We start from the raw sequence: 19,181 nt of genomic DNA on the forward strand, positions 1-19,181 counted from the left end.
CCCAAAAGTAGTGATATTTAATGAAAAGAGAGGAGCAATGGCCTATGCATTGCTCCCCTCTTCCTAAAATAATTAATGCTGGAAAATAGTCCTTCTCAGGATTGATTTTACCAGAAGTAACCCACAACAAAGAGGGTAATGATCAAAAGAATGACGGCCAAGTAGCGGTAGTTTTGGTACCAGGGCAAATCTTTCAATTCTTCGGTTTCCTCTGCAATGAGTGCAGGCGACCAGATCATACCCTTCAGTTTTGCTGGATCAGGTGGTGCTGTTGCTAAACTAACCACAATATGTACGATCAAACAAACGAAGAACAAGACCGTCGTGCGGAGTAAGAAGTGCATTTGGAAGAACCAGTGGTCTACTTCGCCGATGATGCCCGTTACCCAGATAATGGCCATCACAATACCGAACATGAGGCTGTAAAAGCTACCGTTGCTATTGCCACGCTTCCAGAACAGACCTAATAAAAAGGCTGACACGATAGGTGGTGCAATGTACCCTAGTACATCCTGTAGATAGCGGAACAAGTCCCCGTAACGACCAATAAATGGCGCCCACGCTGAAGCCAAAATCACTAGCACTAGGGTTGCTATCTGACCAGAACGAACCAGTTGCTGACTGGTCATGTTGGGACGGAATTTGTTGACGAAGTCCATTGTAATCAAGGTCGAAGCAGAGTTGAAGGTAGCAGAAATACTACTCATCATCGCTGCTAAAAGACCCGCAACAACTAGTCCTAATAAGCCTGTTGGAAGTAGGTTGAACAGGAGCGAAGGATAAGTAAAGTCGGTACAATTAGCTAAGTCAGCACAAGGTCCTGCTGCCGTTTGGTAAGCAAACTCCTGGTCTTTGAAAATCAAGAAAGCAATGGTGCCAGGGATGACCATAATCACAATAACCGGCAACTTCAGTAAACCCGCAAAAAGGGCGCCCCAGCGGCCATGGTTGAGGCTTTTGGAACTGAGCACCCGCTGCACCATAAACTGGTTGTTGGCCCAGAAGTAGAAGCCCAAAAGCGGTACACCAGTGATGAGGCCCCACCAAGGAACAATAGGACTGTCATACTGTCGCCACCATTCTCCTGAGTTGTCTCGCACAATGCTCAAGGCCTCTTGGGCATTCTTGTCGATGACGCCAGCAGCGTTCAGGTTATTAAGTTGATCAACCATACCTCCCCAGCCACCAACTTTCTGGAGGCCATAATAAGTGAGGATGATGGAACCAAAAATGAGGACGATTGCCTGAATAACTTCTGTTTTTACTACGGAATTTAATCCTCCTGGAATCGTATAGGCTGCTGCGGAAGCCGCCAAGATAATAATCACAACGTAGGGCGGCAGTGTGGGGAAGATAAGCCCCAAAACAATGGTCCCTACGTAAAGGGAGGCCGCAGTGTCAATCAAAACATTGCCTACAACGGTGATAAAGGAAAAGTAGTACCGGGAGCGGGCATCGTAGCGTCGTTCCATGAATTCCGGCATGGTATACACCCCGCTTCGAAGATAAAAAGGAAGAAAGAATATAGCGAAAAACACCAAAACGATTACCGCGTACCACTCATAGTTATAGACGGTCATGTCCAGTAAATAAGCGGAACCTGCCAAGCCAATAAGCGTAGAGCTAGAAATATTTGCTGCAAAAAGCGAAATACCTACCACTGGCCAGGTAAGACTTCTCCCTCCCAGAAAATACTCCTCGGAGGTAGCTCTTTTGGATTGCGATATCCCGTAGATAATGATGCCTACGAAATAGACAATAATGACGAGGAAATCTGTAATAGTAAGCGATGTATTCATAAAATATTTGGTACTGTGATAAAGAAGGTTTTCGATCAAGGGTAAGCGGATTAAAAAAAAGAGCGACTATCCGCAATGGATATCGCTCTCAAAAGAAATCACCCGACTGTTATAAAGTTTTATTTCTTGTAGTCATTCGTAGTTCCTATAAGTAAGAGAAGGAAAATTGCTTTCTTAAGGAACTGCCAAAATAGGGAATTCTGTGTTTTTACACCAATTAAAGGTATTGTTTTTGAAAAACGCCTCCTGGCAGCGCATTATTTTAATGCGGGCATAGAAGAAACGGCCCCTGTTATTGACTTATGATGCTCGTCTTCTTAGTCTCTCCATTGCTTGTAGGTATTGATCAGCCCATTGGTCGAGCTATCGTGAGCAGTTACGATCTGGTCTCCTTTTAACTCTGGCTGTATAGCCACCGCTAGTTGCTTACCCAATTCTACACCCCATTGGTCAAAACTGAAAATATTCCAGATAAGTCCTTGCGTGAAAATTTTGTGTTCGTACAAGGCGGTAATTATCCCCAGCGTATAAGGGGTGAGTGCTTTTAAAAGGATGGAATTGGTAGGCTTGTTGCCTTGGAAAACTTTGAACGGTAATAGTTTTTGGATAGCAGCATCGTCCATTCCTTTAGTTTTTAACTCCTGACGGACCTCATCAGCCGTTTTTCCCTTCATAAGTGCTTCCGTTTGGGCGAAAAAGTTGGAGAGAAGAATAGGGTGGTGGTCTCCCATAGGGTTGTGGGTAGTAGCAGCGGCAATAAAATCGCAGGGTATCATTTTTGTTCCCTGATGGATGAGCTGGTAAAAGGCATGTTGGCCGTTGGTGCCGGGTTCGCCCCAAATGATAGGACCAGTTTCGTAATCAACAGGGTTTCCTGCACGATCGACGTATTTTCCATTGCTCTCCATGTTGCCTTGCTGGAAGTAAGCGGGAAAACGATGTAGATATTGATCGTAGGGTAGGATAGCCTCCGTAGCAGCTCCAAAGAAATTATTGTACCAAATTCCAATCAACCCTAAAATAACGGGCATGTTTTTCTCTAGTGGTGCAGTGCGGAAGTGCTCGTCCATGGCGTGAAAGCCATCCAAAAGTTGGCTAAAATTGGTGTATCCTACGGTACAGGCAATGGATAAACCAATGGCAGAAGTCAGCGAATACCGACCACCTACCCAATCCCAAAATTCAAACATGTTGGCAGTGTCAATCCCAAATTGCCCGACGCCTTCGGCATTGGTAGAAACCGCAACGAAGTGTTTGGCAATGTCTTTTTCCTCCGCAGGATGCTCCAAAAACCAGGCCCGTGCTGAATGAGCATTCGACATGGTTTCCTGTGTCGTAAAGGTTTTTGAGGCAATGATAAAGAGCGTCTGCTCGTGATCAACCATCCTTAGCACTTCTGCTAGGTGCGTGCTGTCAACGTTGGAAACAAAATGTACCTGGCGGCCTTCCTGCCAGAACGGGCGTAGTGCCTCGGTGACCATTACGGGGCCCAAATCTGAGCCTCCAATGCCTATGTTGACCACGGTGGTGATTGGTTTGCCAGTGTACCCCACCCACTCACCAGTGATGATCCGGCGACTAAAATCTTCCATCTGGTCAAGTACCCGATTCACGTCGGGCATCACATTGTCTCCATCTACCATCACTGGGGTGTTGGCACGGTTGCGCAGTGCGGTGTGCAGTACGGCCCGATCTTCGGTTTCATTGATCTTTTCTCCGGCAAACAATTGCTGGATACCGTCTTCCAGACCACATTCGCGGGCCAACTCAGTCAGCAATTTCATCGTTTCATCACTGATGATATTCTTACTGTAGTCCAGCAGGAAAATACTTTCAAAATCCAGAGAGAAGCGTTCAAAACGTTGCGGATCAGCAGCAAAAAGGGCTGTCATCTGCTGGTTTTTCATTCCCTGAAAATGAGTAGTCAGTTTTTGCCAGGCTTGAGTCTTGGTTGGATTAATGTGCGGAAGCATAGATATTGATTGATCTAAAGTTAGAGCACAAGGTTAGTGCATTTTTAGTAGCTAAACAAACGCTCTTAGAGAGAGTCGCAAAAAAATAAAGTTGTTTTTACATTCTTAAAAGAGGTTTACTGATCGTTCTCTACCTTTGTAAACGAAAAGACAAAACGCCTGGCATGAGTAATGTGAAAATTGAAGCCTCCTGGAAAGCTGCCTTAGCCCATGAATTTGAGCAACCTTATTTTCAAGCGGTAGCTCAGTATTTGCGACAAGCTAAGGCGGAGAAGAAGATCGTTTATCCTCCTGGATCACTGATATTCAACGCTTTCGATACGACCCCATTCACGGAGGTCAAAGTGGTTATTCTTGGTCAGGATCCCTACCACAACCCAGGGCAGGCTATGGGGCTTAGTTTTAGTGTCCCCCGAAGGGTGAGTGTGCCTCCCAGTTTACGCAATATGTACAAAGAACTGAGTGACAGTACCGACTTTACTCCTCCTAATCACGGCGACCTCACCGCTTGGGCAGAGCAGGGCGTTTTCCTCCTCAACGCCATGCTTACGGTGGAGAAAAACAAACCAGGAAGCCACCAGGATATTGGTTGGCAAAATTTTACGGATGCCGTCATTCGCACCTTATCTACGGAAAAAGACCACCTCGTCTTCTTGCTCTGGGGGGCTTTCGCTCAAAAGAAGCGACCTCTGATTGATGAAAATAAACACTTGGTCTTGGCTTCTGCTCATCCCAGCCCGTTTTCAGCTCACCGTGGTTTCCTAGGTAATGGTCATTTCGTAAAAACCAATGAATACTTGCAGGCAAATAGCAAAACACCTATAAATTGGCAGCTGCCTCAGTAAATTTGCCGACCAAAACATTGAAGGTAAGTCAATAGTATTGGGTAGCTTCCAAAGAAGTTCTTAAATTTGATCCATCCCAAAAACAATGTCCCATGACGAATCGCTATCTACTACCGATCATATTATTGTTGTCTACCTTTAGTATACTCTCTGCCCAAATTCAATTGGGCGGCCTACCCTTAGGCCTTTCACAACCCAAGTCGCTGCTGCCTGCACCTCTCTTGTCCGTTGCTGGCCCAGATGTAGCAGCGCTTCTGAAAGCCGACGAAGAAAACCCTTCCAACCGCTTCGCTGCACCGGTACAAGTGGATATTGATATCAATAGCCACGGCAACTGGACTTTGCTAGCAGACGGTACCCAGGTGTGGCAACTGCGGATGCGCGTGCCTGATGCACAGGGATTGCTGCTTTTTTACGAAGATTTTAATTTGCCTTTAGGTGCCCAAATGTTTGTCTATTCTCCGATCACCAACCAAGTGCTTGGAGCTTATACCGGACAAAGTCGACAGCGTACAGACCGTTTGTTTACGGGCATTATTTATGGCGAAGAAGTTATCATTGAGTACCAGGCTCCCGCAGACAACTATACCGTTCCCTTCCATATCTGGCGGGTAGATGTTGTCTACAAAGATGACGGACCAGAAAAAGACCTGCTCAGCTTTGGCTTTGGTAGCTCAAGTAGTTGCCATGATAATGTAGCCTGCCCCGAAGCCGATGAGTGGCAAAACGAACGCAACGCTGCCGCTCGTATTATTGTAGTGGTAGAGGAGGGGAGTGGTTATTGCACAGGGACCTTGATCAATAACACCGCACAAGATGGTCGTTTGTTGTTCTTATCAGCTTTCCATTGTATGGATACCTACACTCCGATTTATGACCTGTGGCGGTTTGATTTTTACTACTCCTCCGCAAATTGTGAGAACCCAACAGAAGAACCCGATTTCCGGTCTGTATTGGGATGTGATTCATTGGCCGGCCGTCGTGCCATGGACTTTCTTCTCCTCGATTTATTTCCAGAGACGACGCTTGGTATGGAGTTTTATTTCGCAGGTTGGGACCGCTCCGGCGTAGCGCCAGATTCTACGACTATTATTCATCACCCCCGAGGCGATATTCAAAAAATAGCTCAAGCCAATACCAATGCTACGGTTTTCCCCAACCAAATCAATTGGAGCAATGGCGTAACTACTCCTCCTAACCACCATTACAGGGTTACTTACACCAATGGCACTACTGAGGTGGGGTCTTCAGGAAGTGCCCTGCTCGACAAACATCATCGTATTGTTGGCCAGTTACATGGCGATGCCGGAACTACCACTTGTGATGCTACGATCGCGTATTTTGGCCGCTTATCAATGGCTTGGGAAGGTCCCGATATGGGCAGTCGCCTTAAAGAATGGCTTGACCCACTTGGTTTATTACCCATGCAGCTTGATCCACTAGGGGGCTTACGTGCTGCGCTGGTGACCACCGATGATAACGAACCCGTGGCAAATGTAGGCGTAAGTTTTTACGTCGACGATCAGTTTATTGCTACGACTTCTACCGGTGCCGATGGCCGACTACTCATTCCCGACAATATCCCAACAACCGGCAACCTACGTATGGAGTTCGCTAAAGAAGAAAACTATAGCAATGGCGTCACGATCACTGATCTCATCAAGATGCAGAAGCATATTCTCAATACCGAACCAATGACAGCTTACAAATTGCTGGCCTGTGATGTCAATAATAGCAACTCACTGACCACGCTGGATATGATCCGTATCCGTAAGCTTATCCTTACTGTTACCCCCGATTTTGGCGATGGAGGGGTACCTTCCTGGCAGTTTTTTTCAGCCGACCAAAATTTCCCTGACCCATTGAACCCATGGTCGCCTGGTCCGCGCAGCAATGTCTTCAATTTCACCATGGAGGCAGGCTTTCGATTGCCTGACTTTATTGCCGTAAAATCTGGAGATGCCAATGGGAATGCGATGGTAAATTAGGGAGAATGCTGTTCGTCGTTTTTTAAATTGGAGCCTCCCCGCCCTGTGGGACGGGGCGGCACGGCAGGCAGGCGCTACGTAGTTTGCTTCTCGCTCAGCCCTGGGGGGCCTGCCCGTTGCTCGGGCAGCTATTTCGCATCGCTAGGCCGGGTGGGTACTTGGGGTAATCGTACCAATACGATCATACGATCCGGTGGGTCAATCGTACCAATGCGATCATACGATCGACAGGGGTATTCGTACCATTACGATCATACGATCAGGTTGGGGTAACCGTACCAGTAATCATTCCAGACCCAAAAAAGAAAACGACCGCCAGTGGCAGTCGTTTCGTGTGTGGTAGAAGTTCAATTCTCTTCTAAATTTAAGGATAATGCTGACTTTAGGCGTTCTATCCAATTCGCCACGCTGTTGTCCAGGGTTTTAAGCGCGTTTTTCGGCTTCCATTGTGGCGATCAGGATGATTACGTCCCTAATAATCCCACTTTTTCCTTTTTAGTTCCTCTTGTTTCGATAAAAGGAGGAAAAAACAAGACAGAATGATAACCTACTCACATGAGTAGGCTAGGATCCTTTCAATAAAGGCAACTCCTTTTGTCAGTTGGTCTACACTCACAAACTCGTTTGCGCGGTGAGCTTGGGCAATTGACCCTGGGCCACAGATCACACTTTGGTAGCCTCCTTCCGAAAACTGTCCCGCTTCTGCAGCGTAGGCGACCGTCTGTAACTGGTCCACACCACTGAGTTGTTTGATCAACGGCACAATCTCCAGGTGCTCGGGTGTATCTAAAGCTGGCACGAGGGGGTGATACATGGTTGTTTGGATATTTGCACCAGCAAAACGTTCCCGCAGCGAGGGAAGAACTTCTGCACAGTGGGCTTCAAAAGCAACCTGGATATCCTCAATTTTATCTTGAGGAATATTACGGACATCCCATAAAAATGAACACTCATCAGCGATGACGTTGTGCGCAATACCTCCATTGAACATACCCACGTGCAAGGAGGTGTGGTTGGGCGTAAAACGATCATCGGTATGTCCGGAGTTGACCAAAGCATTCATCTTGTCTTCTAGCCAGATAACCAATCGGGCCGCTTCGTGAATAGCACTCACTTCTTTACGAATTCTGGAACTGTGACCCGCAGAACCGTACACCGTTGTTTTGTAAACACAAATTCCTTTTTGCCCTACAACGGGTTGCAATTCCGAGGGCTCACCGATAATCGCATACTTTGGCTTTTCTTGGTAGAAATCCGTGATGGCTTGAATCAGCTCCGGTGCTGCCACGCAACCCACTTCTTCATCATAAGAGAACGCGAGATAAATAGGACGCTTGAGATCAGCCCTGATCATTTGGGGAATGACCGCCAAGGTGCAGGCCAGATAAGCCTTCATGTCGCAGCTGCCACGTCCATAGAGTTTTCCGTCTTTTTCTGTAAGGACAAAAGGGTCTGTGTGCCAATCCTGGCCTTCAACAGGTACCACATCCATGTGCCCGGAAAGGATAATTCCATCATCCACGGCTGGCCCAATCCGCGCGTGCAAAGAAGCTTTGTTACCTTCCTCGTTGGGAACCAATTGGTAAGGTATTTCGTAACGGTCGAGGTAGTCAGTGATCCATTTCAAAATGGTGAGATTACTTTCTCCTCCTAATACGGGAAAAGAAACAAGCTGGGCCAGTATTTCCTGAGCATTCATGCAGTATCGGTTTTGTGCAAAGGTAAGAGGACTGAAACAACTTTTGTGCAATTTTGACTATTAGTGCTTTGTGCGAGGTGCGGAGTTTAAATACTTCCGCTTTCCGCTTTCCGACTTCATAGTGTGGGTTGCGGGTTTTGAACTATATAAGGTTTTGAACCACATAAGGCACCTAAGGTTTTTACACAAGAGGTTGCGGCTTGTGATTTCCGTGCCCCTTGACCGCAAGGCCAGCTTGCTGGCAGGCAGGTTCGTGCTTTAGTGGCAAAAAACCTCCGTGCATCTGCGTCAAAAAAACCTCCGCGTCTCCCTTTCTCCGCGGCAAAAAAAACTTCTGTGTAATTCCGTGTTTTTCGTGCCTTAGTGTCTATTTATCCCGCCGCACAAACACAATCAAGAAACCCAGTCCAACCACCAGTATCCCCGCCAAAGGCCACCAGGGCGACGCCGAGCGCACCTTTACCGGATCGACACTGCCGATGACAATACTGGGGGCCCAGTGTACGGGTTGCCGACTGGTCGGACTACTGATTTGGTCGTCTTTGAGGTAGATCAACTTGGCTTTTTGTAAGGCCACATCCTTGGGATAACCATGACTCAGCTGCTCGTAAAAGAGCTTCATCAATCGGGAGGAGGAGTTGTCGGGAATGCTCCACAAACTGGCTACGACCGAGGGGATGCCCGCATAGTGGAATGCCCGGGCCAGGGTCATGGCCCCTTCGCCGGGTTGTAGTTTGCCGTAGCCGGTATTGCAGGCACTGAGCACCGCCATCTCTCCGGTGAGGGATAGGCCATAGATTTCGGAAGCACGCAAGAACACATCCGAAGAATCGCTGCGGGTAAAGATCAGCGCCGAATTCATCGGGAACTCCAGGTCGTAGCTGCCGTGCATGGAGAGGTGCAGTAGGTTGTAGTCGCTGGCTTCCTGGAGAAACCTTTCTTTGGTAACCTGTTCGTTGAGCCAGCTATCGCCTTCGGTGATGGCTACGATATCGCGGACCTCATCGTCGGAGTAAGCCAGTTTGCCCAAATAGCGGCGGGTGGTATCCACAGTAAAGCCGCAAGGGAGGGTGAATGTGGTATCAATTTCTTCAAATTTACCGTAATCCATTTGCCGCAGGTAGTCAAGCGTATGGTCATCGTATTCCATCCCAAAACCTACAAAACCTTTGCTGGCGGAGCGCGGATAATACGCCTGCTCAATAAGCAGCTTGCTGGAATAGGCATAGCTAAACGCATATTTTTCGATCAGGAAGCCGTCGGCGCCGTTCATCTGGGGGATGTCTTTGTAGAGCAGTGCTTCGAAGGATAAATAGTTGAGCAGCCCATCGGGGATGATCACCAACCTGTTTTTCTGGTCACCGAGTTGCGCCAGTGGTTTTGCCAATAGCAGATGGTAGAAATAGCGCCCCAGCCGGAGGTAGGTCTGCTCACAATCCTTTTCGATGCCATTGGTGAGCAGTTCCCGGAACAGCTCCACCGAGTCGGTTAGACCAGTGGGTGTAGCTTTGGCGAAGACCTTGAAGTTTTTGCCATCCATGAGGAAGGTGTAAATGCTGTCTTGACCCACAAAATACTCCAGCATGGCCTGGTCTTTGTGCAGTTGCTTTTGCACATCGGCCACCAGCGGTGGTTGATCTGCGCTGTATTTGAGCTGGTAGTAGGCCGGATAGTCTTTTTCGAGTTGTTGGATAAACTGAAAGTAGGCCTGTTCCTTTTCAAAGACCACACTTTGGAGGCTGTCGATAGGCTTATCGTTTTGGTAAGCATCATAGAGGAAGCCCTCCTGTTCGGAGAGCGCATCGCGGAGTTCTTTTTCCCTTTCCTGCACCGATAGCGGTAGTTTGGCGAAAGTCATTGCGCGATCACTTTGCAAGCTTTCGAGCAAGAGGATGGCCTTGTTGCGGGCATTGAGGGCGTAGGCTTGTTCAAGGTACTGCTGCTTGCCGGTTTGGGCATACAATTGTCGATTGAGCTGGATGCCCAACTCATAAACCGGCATCACCTGTTGGATGAGGTAAAATTTTGAAAGCGACGACTGATAGCTCCGCCTGCTCTGGGTCACGAGTCGATTGAGCAGGGCCACATCCTGGAGCGCGCCCTTGGGGTCTCCTCTGCTGGCGAGCACGCGCGCGCGAAAACCAATGATCTCAATCACCCGCTTAAACGGCCCAACAATACTGATGTTCTCATCGGCCCCAGTGGTTTTCAATTCCGGAGCCACCACCTGCATGGCCTTCTCCAAAAAGGCCAGACTGCTATCATACTTACCCAGCGCATGCTCCAGCTTCCCTTTTTTGAAGTAAATCTCCGCGAAGCGCGGCAGGCGGCCGGTGCTGTCTACTTCCAGTAGCAGGCGCAGTGCCTCCGAGTAGTGATATTCAGCCTGGTCGTATGCTTTCTTTTGGAGGTAGAGTTGGAGGAGGTTGGCGTGGGAGTTGGAGAGGTAAATTCTGTATTTGTTTGAATCAGAAGAGGACGATTTGCTCAAATAGTGCCTGTGTGTTTCAATTAATAAGGATTCTGCAGGGTTAAGGTCATTTAATCCTAAATAAGCTAGCCCTAAGTTTTCTTTAAATATTTGATCAACGAGTGGCCCCTTTTTTTTTATATAATTAGAATACAAAATTTGGGCATCACTGAATTTAGCTTGATCCATATAAGTTAATCCTGTAATTGATGTAGCGCCATTTTCTGCATAAAGAGGTATTTTTTTGGCTTCTAAAATAGATTTTCCTAACCTTAATGCGATATTAAAATCTCCTAATCGTCTACTTATCCTCATGTTTTCATAATTCCAGCGAAGTCTAAAAGAGTCTCTTTCCGCAAATGAAGAAAAAGTCACATCGTCTAGAAATTTTATTGCTGTTTCAATAACTGGCTTAGCCTCAGCGTATCGGCCTAAAGATGCTTGAATCACTCCTTTGTTGAAATAGGAATTTGCCGTGATTATATGATTTTTTCCGTAAGCTAATTGGTAATAATGAATAGCTGAGTCTGTATAGTTAAGAGAGAGATTATAATCAATAACACCTAAATAATAAGCAACACTCTTCCTTTGGTATAATAAAGCAATTGTTGAATCAGCACATCCTAATTTTGCACAAAGACTAAAAGCCTCTTTCAGGTAGGGTAGGCTTTCTTTATTATTAAATTTTTGTGCTTGATTTGCCAAATTATGAGCTAGAGAGTCGGCTGATTGGCTCCGGATAGAGATAAGACAAAACAAAAAGCAGAGAAAAAGTAAGATTTTTTTCATGCCCTTCTTTTTGTGTGTGTATAATGAAAATTGTAGTTTAATCATCTTTTTATCAATGAATTATGTGTGTTTGTTTTTTTTGAAGTACCTCGTGTTTCTGAAAAAAAGAAAAAAGACAAGAAAAAAATGTCACGTTTTGCCCTTTTTGAGCTTATATAGAGGACAGATTATTCAATCAACAAGATAAGAACAAAGATGAAAACAGTTGTAAGTACTTTTTTAGCATTATTTTTTTCAATAGCCTTATTTGCCCAAAACTTTGTCGCGGATGAGTTTATCGTAGAGTATGTGGCAGGAACGACCAATACCCAACAGCAGGCGGTGCGCGATCTTTTTGGCATTACCACTACCACCAACATCGGTGATGGAATTGAACTTTGGGAAGGAATTCAATTTCCTATCACCGTTACGGAAAGTGGAGAAACTACCATTATTAATGATGTTGAAGAGTTGTTGTATTATATTAATATTCAAGAAGGAAATGAAGAAGGAACAGAGACCTCCGCCATCATCAATAACGGTGATCTTAACCACCTTCTCCAACTAGGACAGGATGGGGTATTCAATGAGGATGGTAGCTTTGATCCTTTGCCTTATTGTGATGATGTTCATAATGATCGCTTGATTGGGGAAGACCAGAGTGGGAATCCTTATCAAAGTAATGTAAAGATCGTTATCGTAGATCAACTTATTCCAGGTATAGAGAGCATTGATATAATTATTGGAGAGAGTAACCATGGAGGAGATCATGGTAATAAAGTTTATTCTGTAATTAATAATATTCTTTCTCAGTCAGGTATTACGGATGTTGAGTATTTGAATCTGGTAGCTTTTGATGAGCAAGGATCAGGAACTGCTGGAACTCTTATAGAATTAGCTGTTTTTCTTAATGATCAATTCGAGTCTGGAAGGTGGGGCCCAGAAGATAGAATAATTATTAATTTCAGTGCTAATTTATACACTGGAGAAGCCGTACCTTCTTCGACAGACTTACTTAAATACCAATGGGCTACTGTTTTTGGCAGTAATGCCGGAACTTTACCTTATATACCTTATGATAACGTTGTTCTCATAAGTGCTGCGGGTAATCAAATGTTGGATTCAGGGAGGAACATTTTTCCAGGAGAAATCGATTTTTCAAATGAAATTACAGTAGCTGGTACACAAGAGTGCTTTTCTCAACCATGGGATGATACTAATTCTAGTTCCGATTATTATGAAATAGCAGCTGAAGCTAGGAATGTATTAACTCAATCAAATGGACAATACTATTTGTCCTCAGGGACTTCATTCTCCGCACCCATGGTTACAGCTGTAGTTGCTCAGCTAGTTTTAATGAATCCTTCCCTAAATATGACTCAAATAAAAAATATGCTTTATAATTTGGCGGAAGAGGTCCCTGAATTAGAAAATACTGTACAAAACGGTAGAGTTTTAAACATTGGTAATTATGTTGTACCACCACCCCCACCTCCTCCTTCTGATGACCCCAAAGGCGATTTAGGCGGAAATGGGGGCCCCATCAGACCCCTCCAAGGTAACCCCCCCCTCACCCTCACCCTAACTCCCACTCCCAACCCCTTCACCACCACCGCCCTGGTCACCATCCAGCTGCCGGAGGTAGATGACGTGACCATCAGCATGTACAATATGGTGGGGCAGCTGGTACACCAGGAGGTAATCTCCAACCAGCAGGAGATGACGGAGTTGGAGTGGCCAACGCCTCGTAGGCTTGCCCGCGGCACCTACCTGTTGCGTGTACAATCTGGTGAAGCGGTAGCGCAGACGATGGTGGTGAAGCAGTAAAAAAGGTATTGGGTACGAGGTACTTGGTACTGGGATAAATCTCCTACCGTACTTGTTCTCCGCTTTGAAGGCGCATGCACCAGGGAGGCGGAGAGAGAAGCAAGAGGTACCCCAAAACGAAGAAAATCGGCTCTTTCCCCAAAATAGACAAAAAGATTTTTTAGTTTTTCATAGGTAAGCAGTTCCGGTTGCCCTGTAATGGGGCGACCGGTTTTTATTTATACCCCAACCAAACCGCACCGACCAAAAACAACCACGACAAGATCAGCAGCATACCTGTCAGCGGAAGGATGAAGCGGAGCCAACGATCAAAGGGTACACGGCATAAGCTGAGCATAGCGATCAGTCCACCAAGGGCGGGGTTGAAAAGATTGGTGACGCCATCGCCAATCTGGAAGGCCAGGATGGTGGTTTGACGCGTCAAGCCGAGTACTTCTCCCAAGGGGACCATAATGGGTAAGGTCGCAAGGGCCTGCCCGCTGCCTGAAGGAATAAGTAGATTGATGATGCTCTGGCATACACTCATGCCCCAAGCTGAAGCAGTGGTTGGCAAATCAGTGAGCAAGAGGGATAGTTGGTAGGAGATGGTGTCGTTGATTTGCCCCAATTCGAGTACCTCTTTGATGGTGGTAGCATAGCCTACCATAAATGCGCCGGGAGCCACCACGCCGATAGAACGGAGAGCTGTCTCACTGAGTTCTTGTCCAGACATGCGGTTGGCCAATCCGGCCGCAATAGCGATCATGATAAAAATGGCGGAAATCTCGGTAAAGTACCAATGGTAGACAAAAATGCCATAAAGCATGATGCCAATACCCGCAAGAAAAACAAGGCCAACGAGGGCATTGTTACGACTGATAGCGTAATCCTCTAATTGCCTGGATAGTTTTAATCCCGCTACGTCCAAGCCCTCCCCTAAGCCATTTTCTGGCTGAGCGATCAGTTTGCGGAAGTAGCGGACATTGTACCAAGCCATAAGGGTTAAAGCCATAAAGCATAGGGCCGTTCGTAGAGGCGCACCAGAAAACAAAGGCAGCTCGGCAATCTGGTGCCCAATACCTACCGTGTACGGGTTGACGGGTGATAAACCGAAGCCCACGGTGATAGCACCTACGGACAAGCCCGCCGCCAGAATAAGGTCTCCACCCAAGGCAAGTGCTACCACAGCAGCAATGGGAACCATCGCTATATTGTTTTCGTAGCCAATCACGACACCCAACAGGCCAAAGAGATACGTAAGCAAGAACACGAGCAAATAACGGCGCTTTAATCCCAGCTTTTTAATGGCTGTACCAACCATGTTTTCAATGGTACCCGTTTTTTCCAGAATACCAAACATGATTCCGCTGGAGAGTACCACAAAGATGATGGCTGATGCAGTTTTGAACCCTTCCGGGAAGGCCTTGAACAAGCCAAAAAAACTTACAGGAGTAGCGGCAACAGTGTGGTAAGATCCCGGGATAACCCTGGTCCGTTCCCCAAAGACCTCACGCTCGTACAAGCCTGCCGGTAGGATATGGGTAAGTAGGGCCGCTAAGACCAAAATGCCGAAAAGCATGACTACCGGATGAGGAATATAATTGTACCACTTTTTTTTATCGTTCGAAATTGTCATTGGATAGTTCTTAGCATTTGGACCAACATTTGGCCATTGGTGCAGTTACCTTTTAGCCCTAAAAGAGTAGCTGCTTTTTGGAATAATTCATCAGGTGCTCGGCCTTGTTCGCGCCAGCTTTGCAGCGAAGTAGCTTTTTTGCTTTTGGATAACTTCTCGCCCTGCTCATCAAGCATCATATCGTGATGATAAAAGTAGGTGTCAAGAAAACCACTTTTTCCCATCAAAAAAGCCAGGTACAATTGGTAATGCGTAGAATCAAGGAGATCTTGGCCGCGAATGATGGTATTGATCTTGAAATATTCATCATCAATAATGGAACTGAGTTGATAAGCGGGATAAGCATTTTTTTGTTTAACAATAAAAGCATCAAGATTTTCAAAACTTATCTTCCGATCTGCTCCGATCAGCTGATGAAAGGGAAGTTGTAGCAATGCTTTGGGAGGGTGAACACGCCATGCAGTGGCCTTCTGATCAAAATCTACAGATAGTTTGGCGCAAGTGCCAGGGTAATTGCCATCTGCTGAAATTGCCCGAATATCTCGCCTACTGCATTTGCATGCGAATAAATGCCCTTTATTGCGTAGCTCCAGAAGCGCATGATCATACAGCTCTAGGCGCAAATCTTGTGACCAGTTTTTTTTAAAGTCGACAATGCCTTGGGGGCCTTCATCATAGTCCAGCTCCAGCCAGTCAATGGTTCTGAAAATGTCTTTGAGGTACTTATCTCTGCGTCGGGCTTTATCCAGATCATCGATACGGAGCAAAAGGTGTCCGTTTTGAGCTCTGGTAATCGACCAGGTTAAAATGAAATTCAAAGCATTACCAGCATGCAACAATCCGCTAGGAGTAGGAGCAAGGCGCGACCGGAGGGGATGAGACAAGGACTTGGGTAACATGCGGCTAAAGATAGTAAGTTGTGGCACAACTTAATAAGGGATTACATTATGTTGGGGTTGCAACGAGAATAATCGGGACTTACTAATTATTTTGGGTATTTTTCCGATCTTTCCTTTTTAGGAAAATAGAAAACAGCCTTTTTACCAAAAACAACCCATTATGATTCGTTGGACCATCTGTTGTTTGTTTTTAATCAGTACGGTATCTTGCCAGACGCCCTCCCAGCCTAGTCCACAATCCGAAGTGGAGACTACTGAACCCTTGACGGTATTTCTAGTACGACATGCGGAAAAAGAGACCGGTGATAACCCTGGTCTTACCCCTGAGGGGCAATTGCGAGCACGGCAGTTAGCCGATCTTTTGGAAGCAGTTCCGCTGGATGCTATCTTTAGTACAAAATTTCGCCGCACGGAACTCACGGCCGATCCTGTGGCTAGCGCAAAAGGCTTGCCTATCATGGATTATGATCCGAGTGATCTGCCCGCTTTCGCCAAAAAGTTACAAAAAGAGTACCAAGGTAAGACGGTGCTAGTGGTTGGTCATTCCAATTCAACCCCGACACTGGCAGGCTTACTAGACGGAACCCAGTCATATCCTGCCTTTGATGAATCAGAATACGGAAATCTTATGATGGTCACTTTGCCTGCGATGGGAAAACACAAGACCATGTGTTTGAAGTATTAGTGATCAAAACCAAAGCGCGTATTAAAGCTTTCCTCGCGGTAGCAGCATTGATCTCATAGTTATCGGCGGACCCGGTGGGTCAACCCACCCAAGCCTCAGTCGCCGTCGACCACTCCCCAAACCATGGGGCATGGCCATAGTACTTTATGCACTCACCAAAGCGAGTGCCACGCAATATCCAAACTTATACCTCTGAATGCCCCAAAGAATGGGGGTAATTACCGATGATGGGGAATAATTCCGGTGTAAATATAATGAATAGTTTTTAAAATAAAAAAAAGACACGAGAAGTTTTAATCCAAGGCGATCGGCGCAGCTATGAGTGACGCTGGAATACCGAATGCATCTACCAGTGCAACCGCTTCAGGGCGGAGTTCGCCACAAAGTAGATCGACTTGTCTGCGGATAGCTTTGCTTTTGGTGCCGGCCAGGTAATCCTGCTCTAGGTACCAAGCGGCATGTTTTTCGATGGTATGCAAGGCGTAGAGCGAGCGCAATTTGCGCAGCATATTGTAGGTAGAAGTTCCTTCGGCTTCGTTTACCGCTTTGGCGGTAGCCTCCAGGGTCACGCGCTCCACAAAAGCATCAGCAAGTGCTAACATGTGGGTCTGACAAATCAGGCCAGCTTCGTAGGCGCTTTTACCTGCTTTAATGTGTCCGCGGAGCCGTTGCGCGAGGGAGAAAAGCAGTCGTCTTTCGCGAAACTGGAAGGCGGCCAGTTGAAATTCGGTGCTACGCAAATGATTTTCGTCGGTATTCCGGATGGCAAAAGGATTGGTTTCCGCAAAGGCCGTATTGACCCTTTGCCCCAGCATCCTCAAGATGGCCATGTTCCCATCTTCGTGGAACGATTGCTTGTAATCCGTCAATAATCCTTTGGCGACCAGTTGCATCAAGACGGTATTGTCACCTTCAAAAGTGGTGAAAATATCGGTATCACCTTTGAGCGCAGCGAATTGATTTTCGGCAAGGTACCCTTTGCCACCACAGGCTTCCCGACATTCCTGGATCGCGGCCGTGGTGAACCAGGTTGCGTAGGATTTCATACCTGCTGCCAATGTTTCAATTTCTCGCATTTCTTCTCCCTCGTGGTGCAAGTAACGATTCGCTAGATCATCTAAGCCAAATTGTACCGCGTAGGTCTTCGCCAGTAATGGCATCAATCGTCGTTGATGGCTGGGATAATCCAATATGGGCGTCTCCGGAGCCATGGCCGAGGGGGCAAACTGCCGTCGCTCAGTAGCATACCTGATAGCAATAGTCAGTGCTTTTTTGGTTGCACTCAACCCCGCACGAGGGACACATACCCGACCACCAACCAGCGTACCCAGCATGGTAAAGAAGCGCCGAGAAGGATTTTGGATAGGACTATGGTATTGACCATCGTCGGTAATTTCTCCAAAACGATTCAACAGGTTTTCGCGCGGCACGCGTACTTGGTCAAACCATATTCTACCGTTATCTACCCCATTGAGTCCCAGCTTGTAACCATTGTCCACAACGCGGATACCCGGCAATAATTCATGTTTTTCATTACGTAGAGGAACGACGACCGCGTGAACACCATGGTTCTCTCCATTAACAATGAGCTGAGCAAAAACACTCGCAACCCGACTGTGAAGGGCATTTCCAATGTATTCCTTACCTGCTTCTTCTCGCGGGCTATGAACAATCAATTCGTCCGTCGCCGAATCGTAAGTAGCAGTTGTCTCTAAACCACGCACGTTGGAACCATGGCCCGTTTCAGTCATCGCAAAACAACCAGCTAGCTCCAGAGTACCGGTGGCGCGTAGGTACTTGGCGTGATGTTTTTCAGTTCCCAGGTTAAGTACACTGCCTCCCCACAGACCAAACTGTACACCAAATTTGATGGATAAACTGAGACTGTGATAGCCAAGGGTTTCGAAAACGGCAGCGTAGAGGCCCATATCTCCCTGGCCCCCATGCGCTTCGGGGTAGGAGAGTGCGCCCATGCCCTGATCAGCCAATAGCTTGCACCATTGTAAGACTTGCTCACGATGGTCTTCCTTTACGGGGATATGCCTTAATTTAAAGGTGGGATCTTGTAAAATGGTGAGTGTTTTGGCTTTGGTGGCTGCATAATCACCATCAAGTAGGGCGGCGAGTTCACTGATTGAGAAGCTTGCTTTGTCGGTCTCTTCCTGATGAACGATACCAGTGTCAGGTAAGAAGAGATTACGGAAAGTAGCTACATTGAGTTGACCAAGAGCCGTTTCAAGTTGTTGCAGTTGAAGCTCATCTTGCTTACTTAACCAATCGGGGCGCTTAGTGTTTTCTTCGGCCAGCATAAGGCCTAAGGCGATGAGGTTTTGTGCATCGCCCTCCAATTGAACGGCGGCTTCCTGGCAACTAATTTCCCAGAATTTGTACAAGTCGCGCGCTGGTGGTCGACGTGGATTGCTCCATTGCAACAATTGTGCTTTATCCTCTTCCGTCAGAAACGAGAGTTGAGCGGCTTTTTCTTGAAGTGTTTTTACTTCCGAAGGGGTAAGTACTCGATCCGACCAAGCAGCATAAAGGAGAGGGATCATTACACGGATGCCTGGAGAAAAAGATAATTTAATTTGGGGATTACGGCTCATCTGGTAAGGG

11 protein-coding genes and 1 pseudogene are annotated in these 19,181 nt (G+C 46.8%); 4 read left to right on the top strand and 8 right to left on the bottom strand.

What is annotated here, in order from left to right; translation table 11 throughout:
- Positions 1 to 107: 107 nt before the first annotated feature.
- Together AB0L18_RS17970 and pgi are read right to left on the bottom strand one after the other, a co-directional pair.
- Positions 108 to 1,799, bottom strand: coding sequence for a sodium:solute symporter (locus AB0L18_RS17970; protein ID WP_367388694.1), 1,692 nt, complete (start codon positions 1,797 to 1,799; stop codon positions 108 to 110).
- A gap of 317 nt (positions 1,800 to 2,116) precedes the next feature.
- Positions 2,117 to 3,772: a glucose-6-phosphate isomerase gene (gene pgi / locus AB0L18_RS17975; protein WP_367388695.1), complete on the bottom strand. Its 1,656-nt coding sequence runs from the start codon at positions 3,770 to 3,772 to the stop codon at positions 2,117 to 2,119.
- Between the two features lie 164 nt (positions 3,773 to 3,936).
- On the opposite strand from pgi, the gene ung reads away from it, so the two are divergent.
- A complete protein-coding gene (ung, locus tag AB0L18_RS17980; protein WP_367388696.1) occupies positions 3,937 to 4,617 on the top strand; it encodes a uracil-DNA glycosylase in 681 nt (226 codons plus the stop codon).
- Between the two features lie 92 nt (positions 4,618 to 4,709).
- Entirely contained in the window at positions 4,710 to 6,605 is a 1,896-nt protein-coding gene (locus tag AB0L18_RS17985) for a hypothetical protein (RefSeq protein ID WP_367388697.1), read from the top strand.
- Between the two features lie 547 nt (positions 6,606 to 7,152).
- Here AB0L18_RS17985 and argE read toward each other — a convergent pair.
- From argE to AB0L18_RS18000, 3 genes and pseudogenes are all read right to left on the bottom strand, one after another.
- Positions 7,153 to 8,304, bottom strand: a complete 1,152-nt coding sequence (gene argE, locus AB0L18_RS17990; protein ID WP_367388698.1) for an acetylornithine deacetylase — start codon at positions 8,302 to 8,304, stop codon at positions 7,153 to 7,155.
- Positions 8,305 to 8,671: 367 nt separating this feature from the next.
- On the bottom strand, positions 8,672 to 10,795 hold the full coding sequence (locus tag AB0L18_RS17995) for a CHAT domain-containing protein (protein ID WP_367393164.1): 2,124 nt from the start codon (positions 10,793 to 10,795) through the stop codon (positions 8,672 to 8,674).
- 378 nt (positions 10,796 to 11,173) lie between these two features.
- A pseudogene (locus AB0L18_RS18000) lies at positions 11,174 to 11,608 on the bottom strand (tetratricopeptide repeat protein); the annotation flags it as partial.
- 150 nt (positions 11,609 to 11,758) lie between these two features.
- Between AB0L18_RS18000 and AB0L18_RS18005 the strand changes: the two are divergent.
- On the top strand, positions 11,759 to 13,369 hold the full coding sequence (locus AB0L18_RS18005; protein ID WP_367388699.1) for a S8 family serine peptidase: 1,611 nt from the start codon (positions 11,759 to 11,761) through the stop codon (positions 13,367 to 13,369).
- A gap of 214 nt (positions 13,370 to 13,583) precedes the next feature.
- On the opposite strand, the gene AB0L18_RS18010 is transcribed toward AB0L18_RS18005, so the two are convergent.
- Together AB0L18_RS18010 and AB0L18_RS18015 are read right to left on the bottom strand one after the other, a co-directional pair.
- Positions 13,584 to 14,984: a YfcC family protein gene (locus tag AB0L18_RS18010; RefSeq protein ID WP_367388700.1), complete on the bottom strand. Its 1,401-nt coding sequence runs from the start codon at positions 14,982 to 14,984 to the stop codon at positions 13,584 to 13,586.
- Positions 14,981 to 15,883: a glutamate--tRNA ligase family protein gene (locus AB0L18_RS18015; RefSeq protein ID WP_367388701.1), complete on the bottom strand. Its 903-nt coding sequence runs from the start codon at positions 15,881 to 15,883 to the stop codon at positions 14,981 to 14,983. Before AB0L18_RS18015 ends, AB0L18_RS18010 begins: the two co-directional genes overlap by 4 nt.
- A 160-nt stretch (positions 15,884 to 16,043) precedes the next feature.
- Between AB0L18_RS18015 and AB0L18_RS18020 the strand changes: the two genes are divergently transcribed.
- Positions 16,044 to 16,568: a histidine phosphatase family protein gene (locus AB0L18_RS18020; RefSeq protein ID WP_367388702.1), complete on the top strand. Its 525-nt coding sequence runs from the start codon at positions 16,044 to 16,046 to the stop codon at positions 16,566 to 16,568.
- A gap of 293 nt (positions 16,569 to 16,861) precedes the next feature.
- On the opposite strand, the gene AB0L18_RS18025 is transcribed toward AB0L18_RS18020, so the two are convergent.
- Positions 16,862 to 19,171 (bottom strand): acyl-CoA dehydrogenase, encoded by a 2,310-nt coding sequence (locus AB0L18_RS18025; protein ID WP_367388703.1) that lies wholly within the window; start codon positions 19,169 to 19,171, stop codon positions 16,862 to 16,864.
- Positions 19,172 to 19,181: the final 10 nt, after the last annotated feature.

Source organism: Lewinella sp. LCG006, from assembly GCF_040784935.1.
Classification (GTDB): domain Bacteria; phylum Bacteroidota; class Bacteroidia; order Chitinophagales; family Saprospiraceae; genus Lewinella.

Excerpts from the sequence above, each read along its gene's own strand:
- AB0L18_RS17970 (WP_367388694.1), bottom strand. The coding sequence starts at position 1,799 with ATGAATACATCGCTTACTATTACAGATTTCCTCGTCATTATTGTCTAT.
- pgi (WP_367388695.1), bottom strand. The coding sequence starts at position 3,772 with ATGCTTCCGCACATTAATCCAACCAAGACTCAAGCCTGGCAAAAACTG.
- ung (WP_367388696.1), top strand. The coding sequence starts at position 3,937 with ATGAGTAATGTGAAAATTGAAGCCTCCTGGAAAGCTGCCTTAGCCCAT.
- AB0L18_RS17985 (WP_367388697.1), top strand. The coding sequence starts at position 4,710 with ATGACGAATCGCTATCTACTACCGATCATATTATTGTTGTCTACCTTT.
- argE (WP_367388698.1), bottom strand. The coding sequence starts at position 8,304 with ATGAATGCTCAGGAAATACTGGCCCAGCTTGTTTCTTTTCCCGTATTA.
- AB0L18_RS18005 (WP_367388699.1), top strand. The coding sequence starts at position 11,759 with ATGAAAACAGTTGTAAGTACTTTTTTAGCATTATTTTTTTCAATAGCC.
- AB0L18_RS18010 (WP_367388700.1), bottom strand. The coding sequence starts at position 14,984 with ATGACAATTTCGAACGATAAAAAAAAGTGGTACAATTATATTCCTCAT.
- AB0L18_RS18015 (WP_367388701.1), bottom strand. The coding sequence starts at position 15,883 with ATGTTACCCAAGTCCTTGTCTCATCCCCTCCGGTCGCGCCTTGCTCCT.
- AB0L18_RS18020 (WP_367388702.1), top strand. The coding sequence starts at position 16,044 with ATGATTCGTTGGACCATCTGTTGTTTGTTTTTAATCAGTACGGTATCT.
- AB0L18_RS18025 (WP_367388703.1), bottom strand. The coding sequence starts at position 19,171 with ATGAGCCGTAATCCCCAAATTAAATTATCTTTTTCTCCAGGCATCCGT.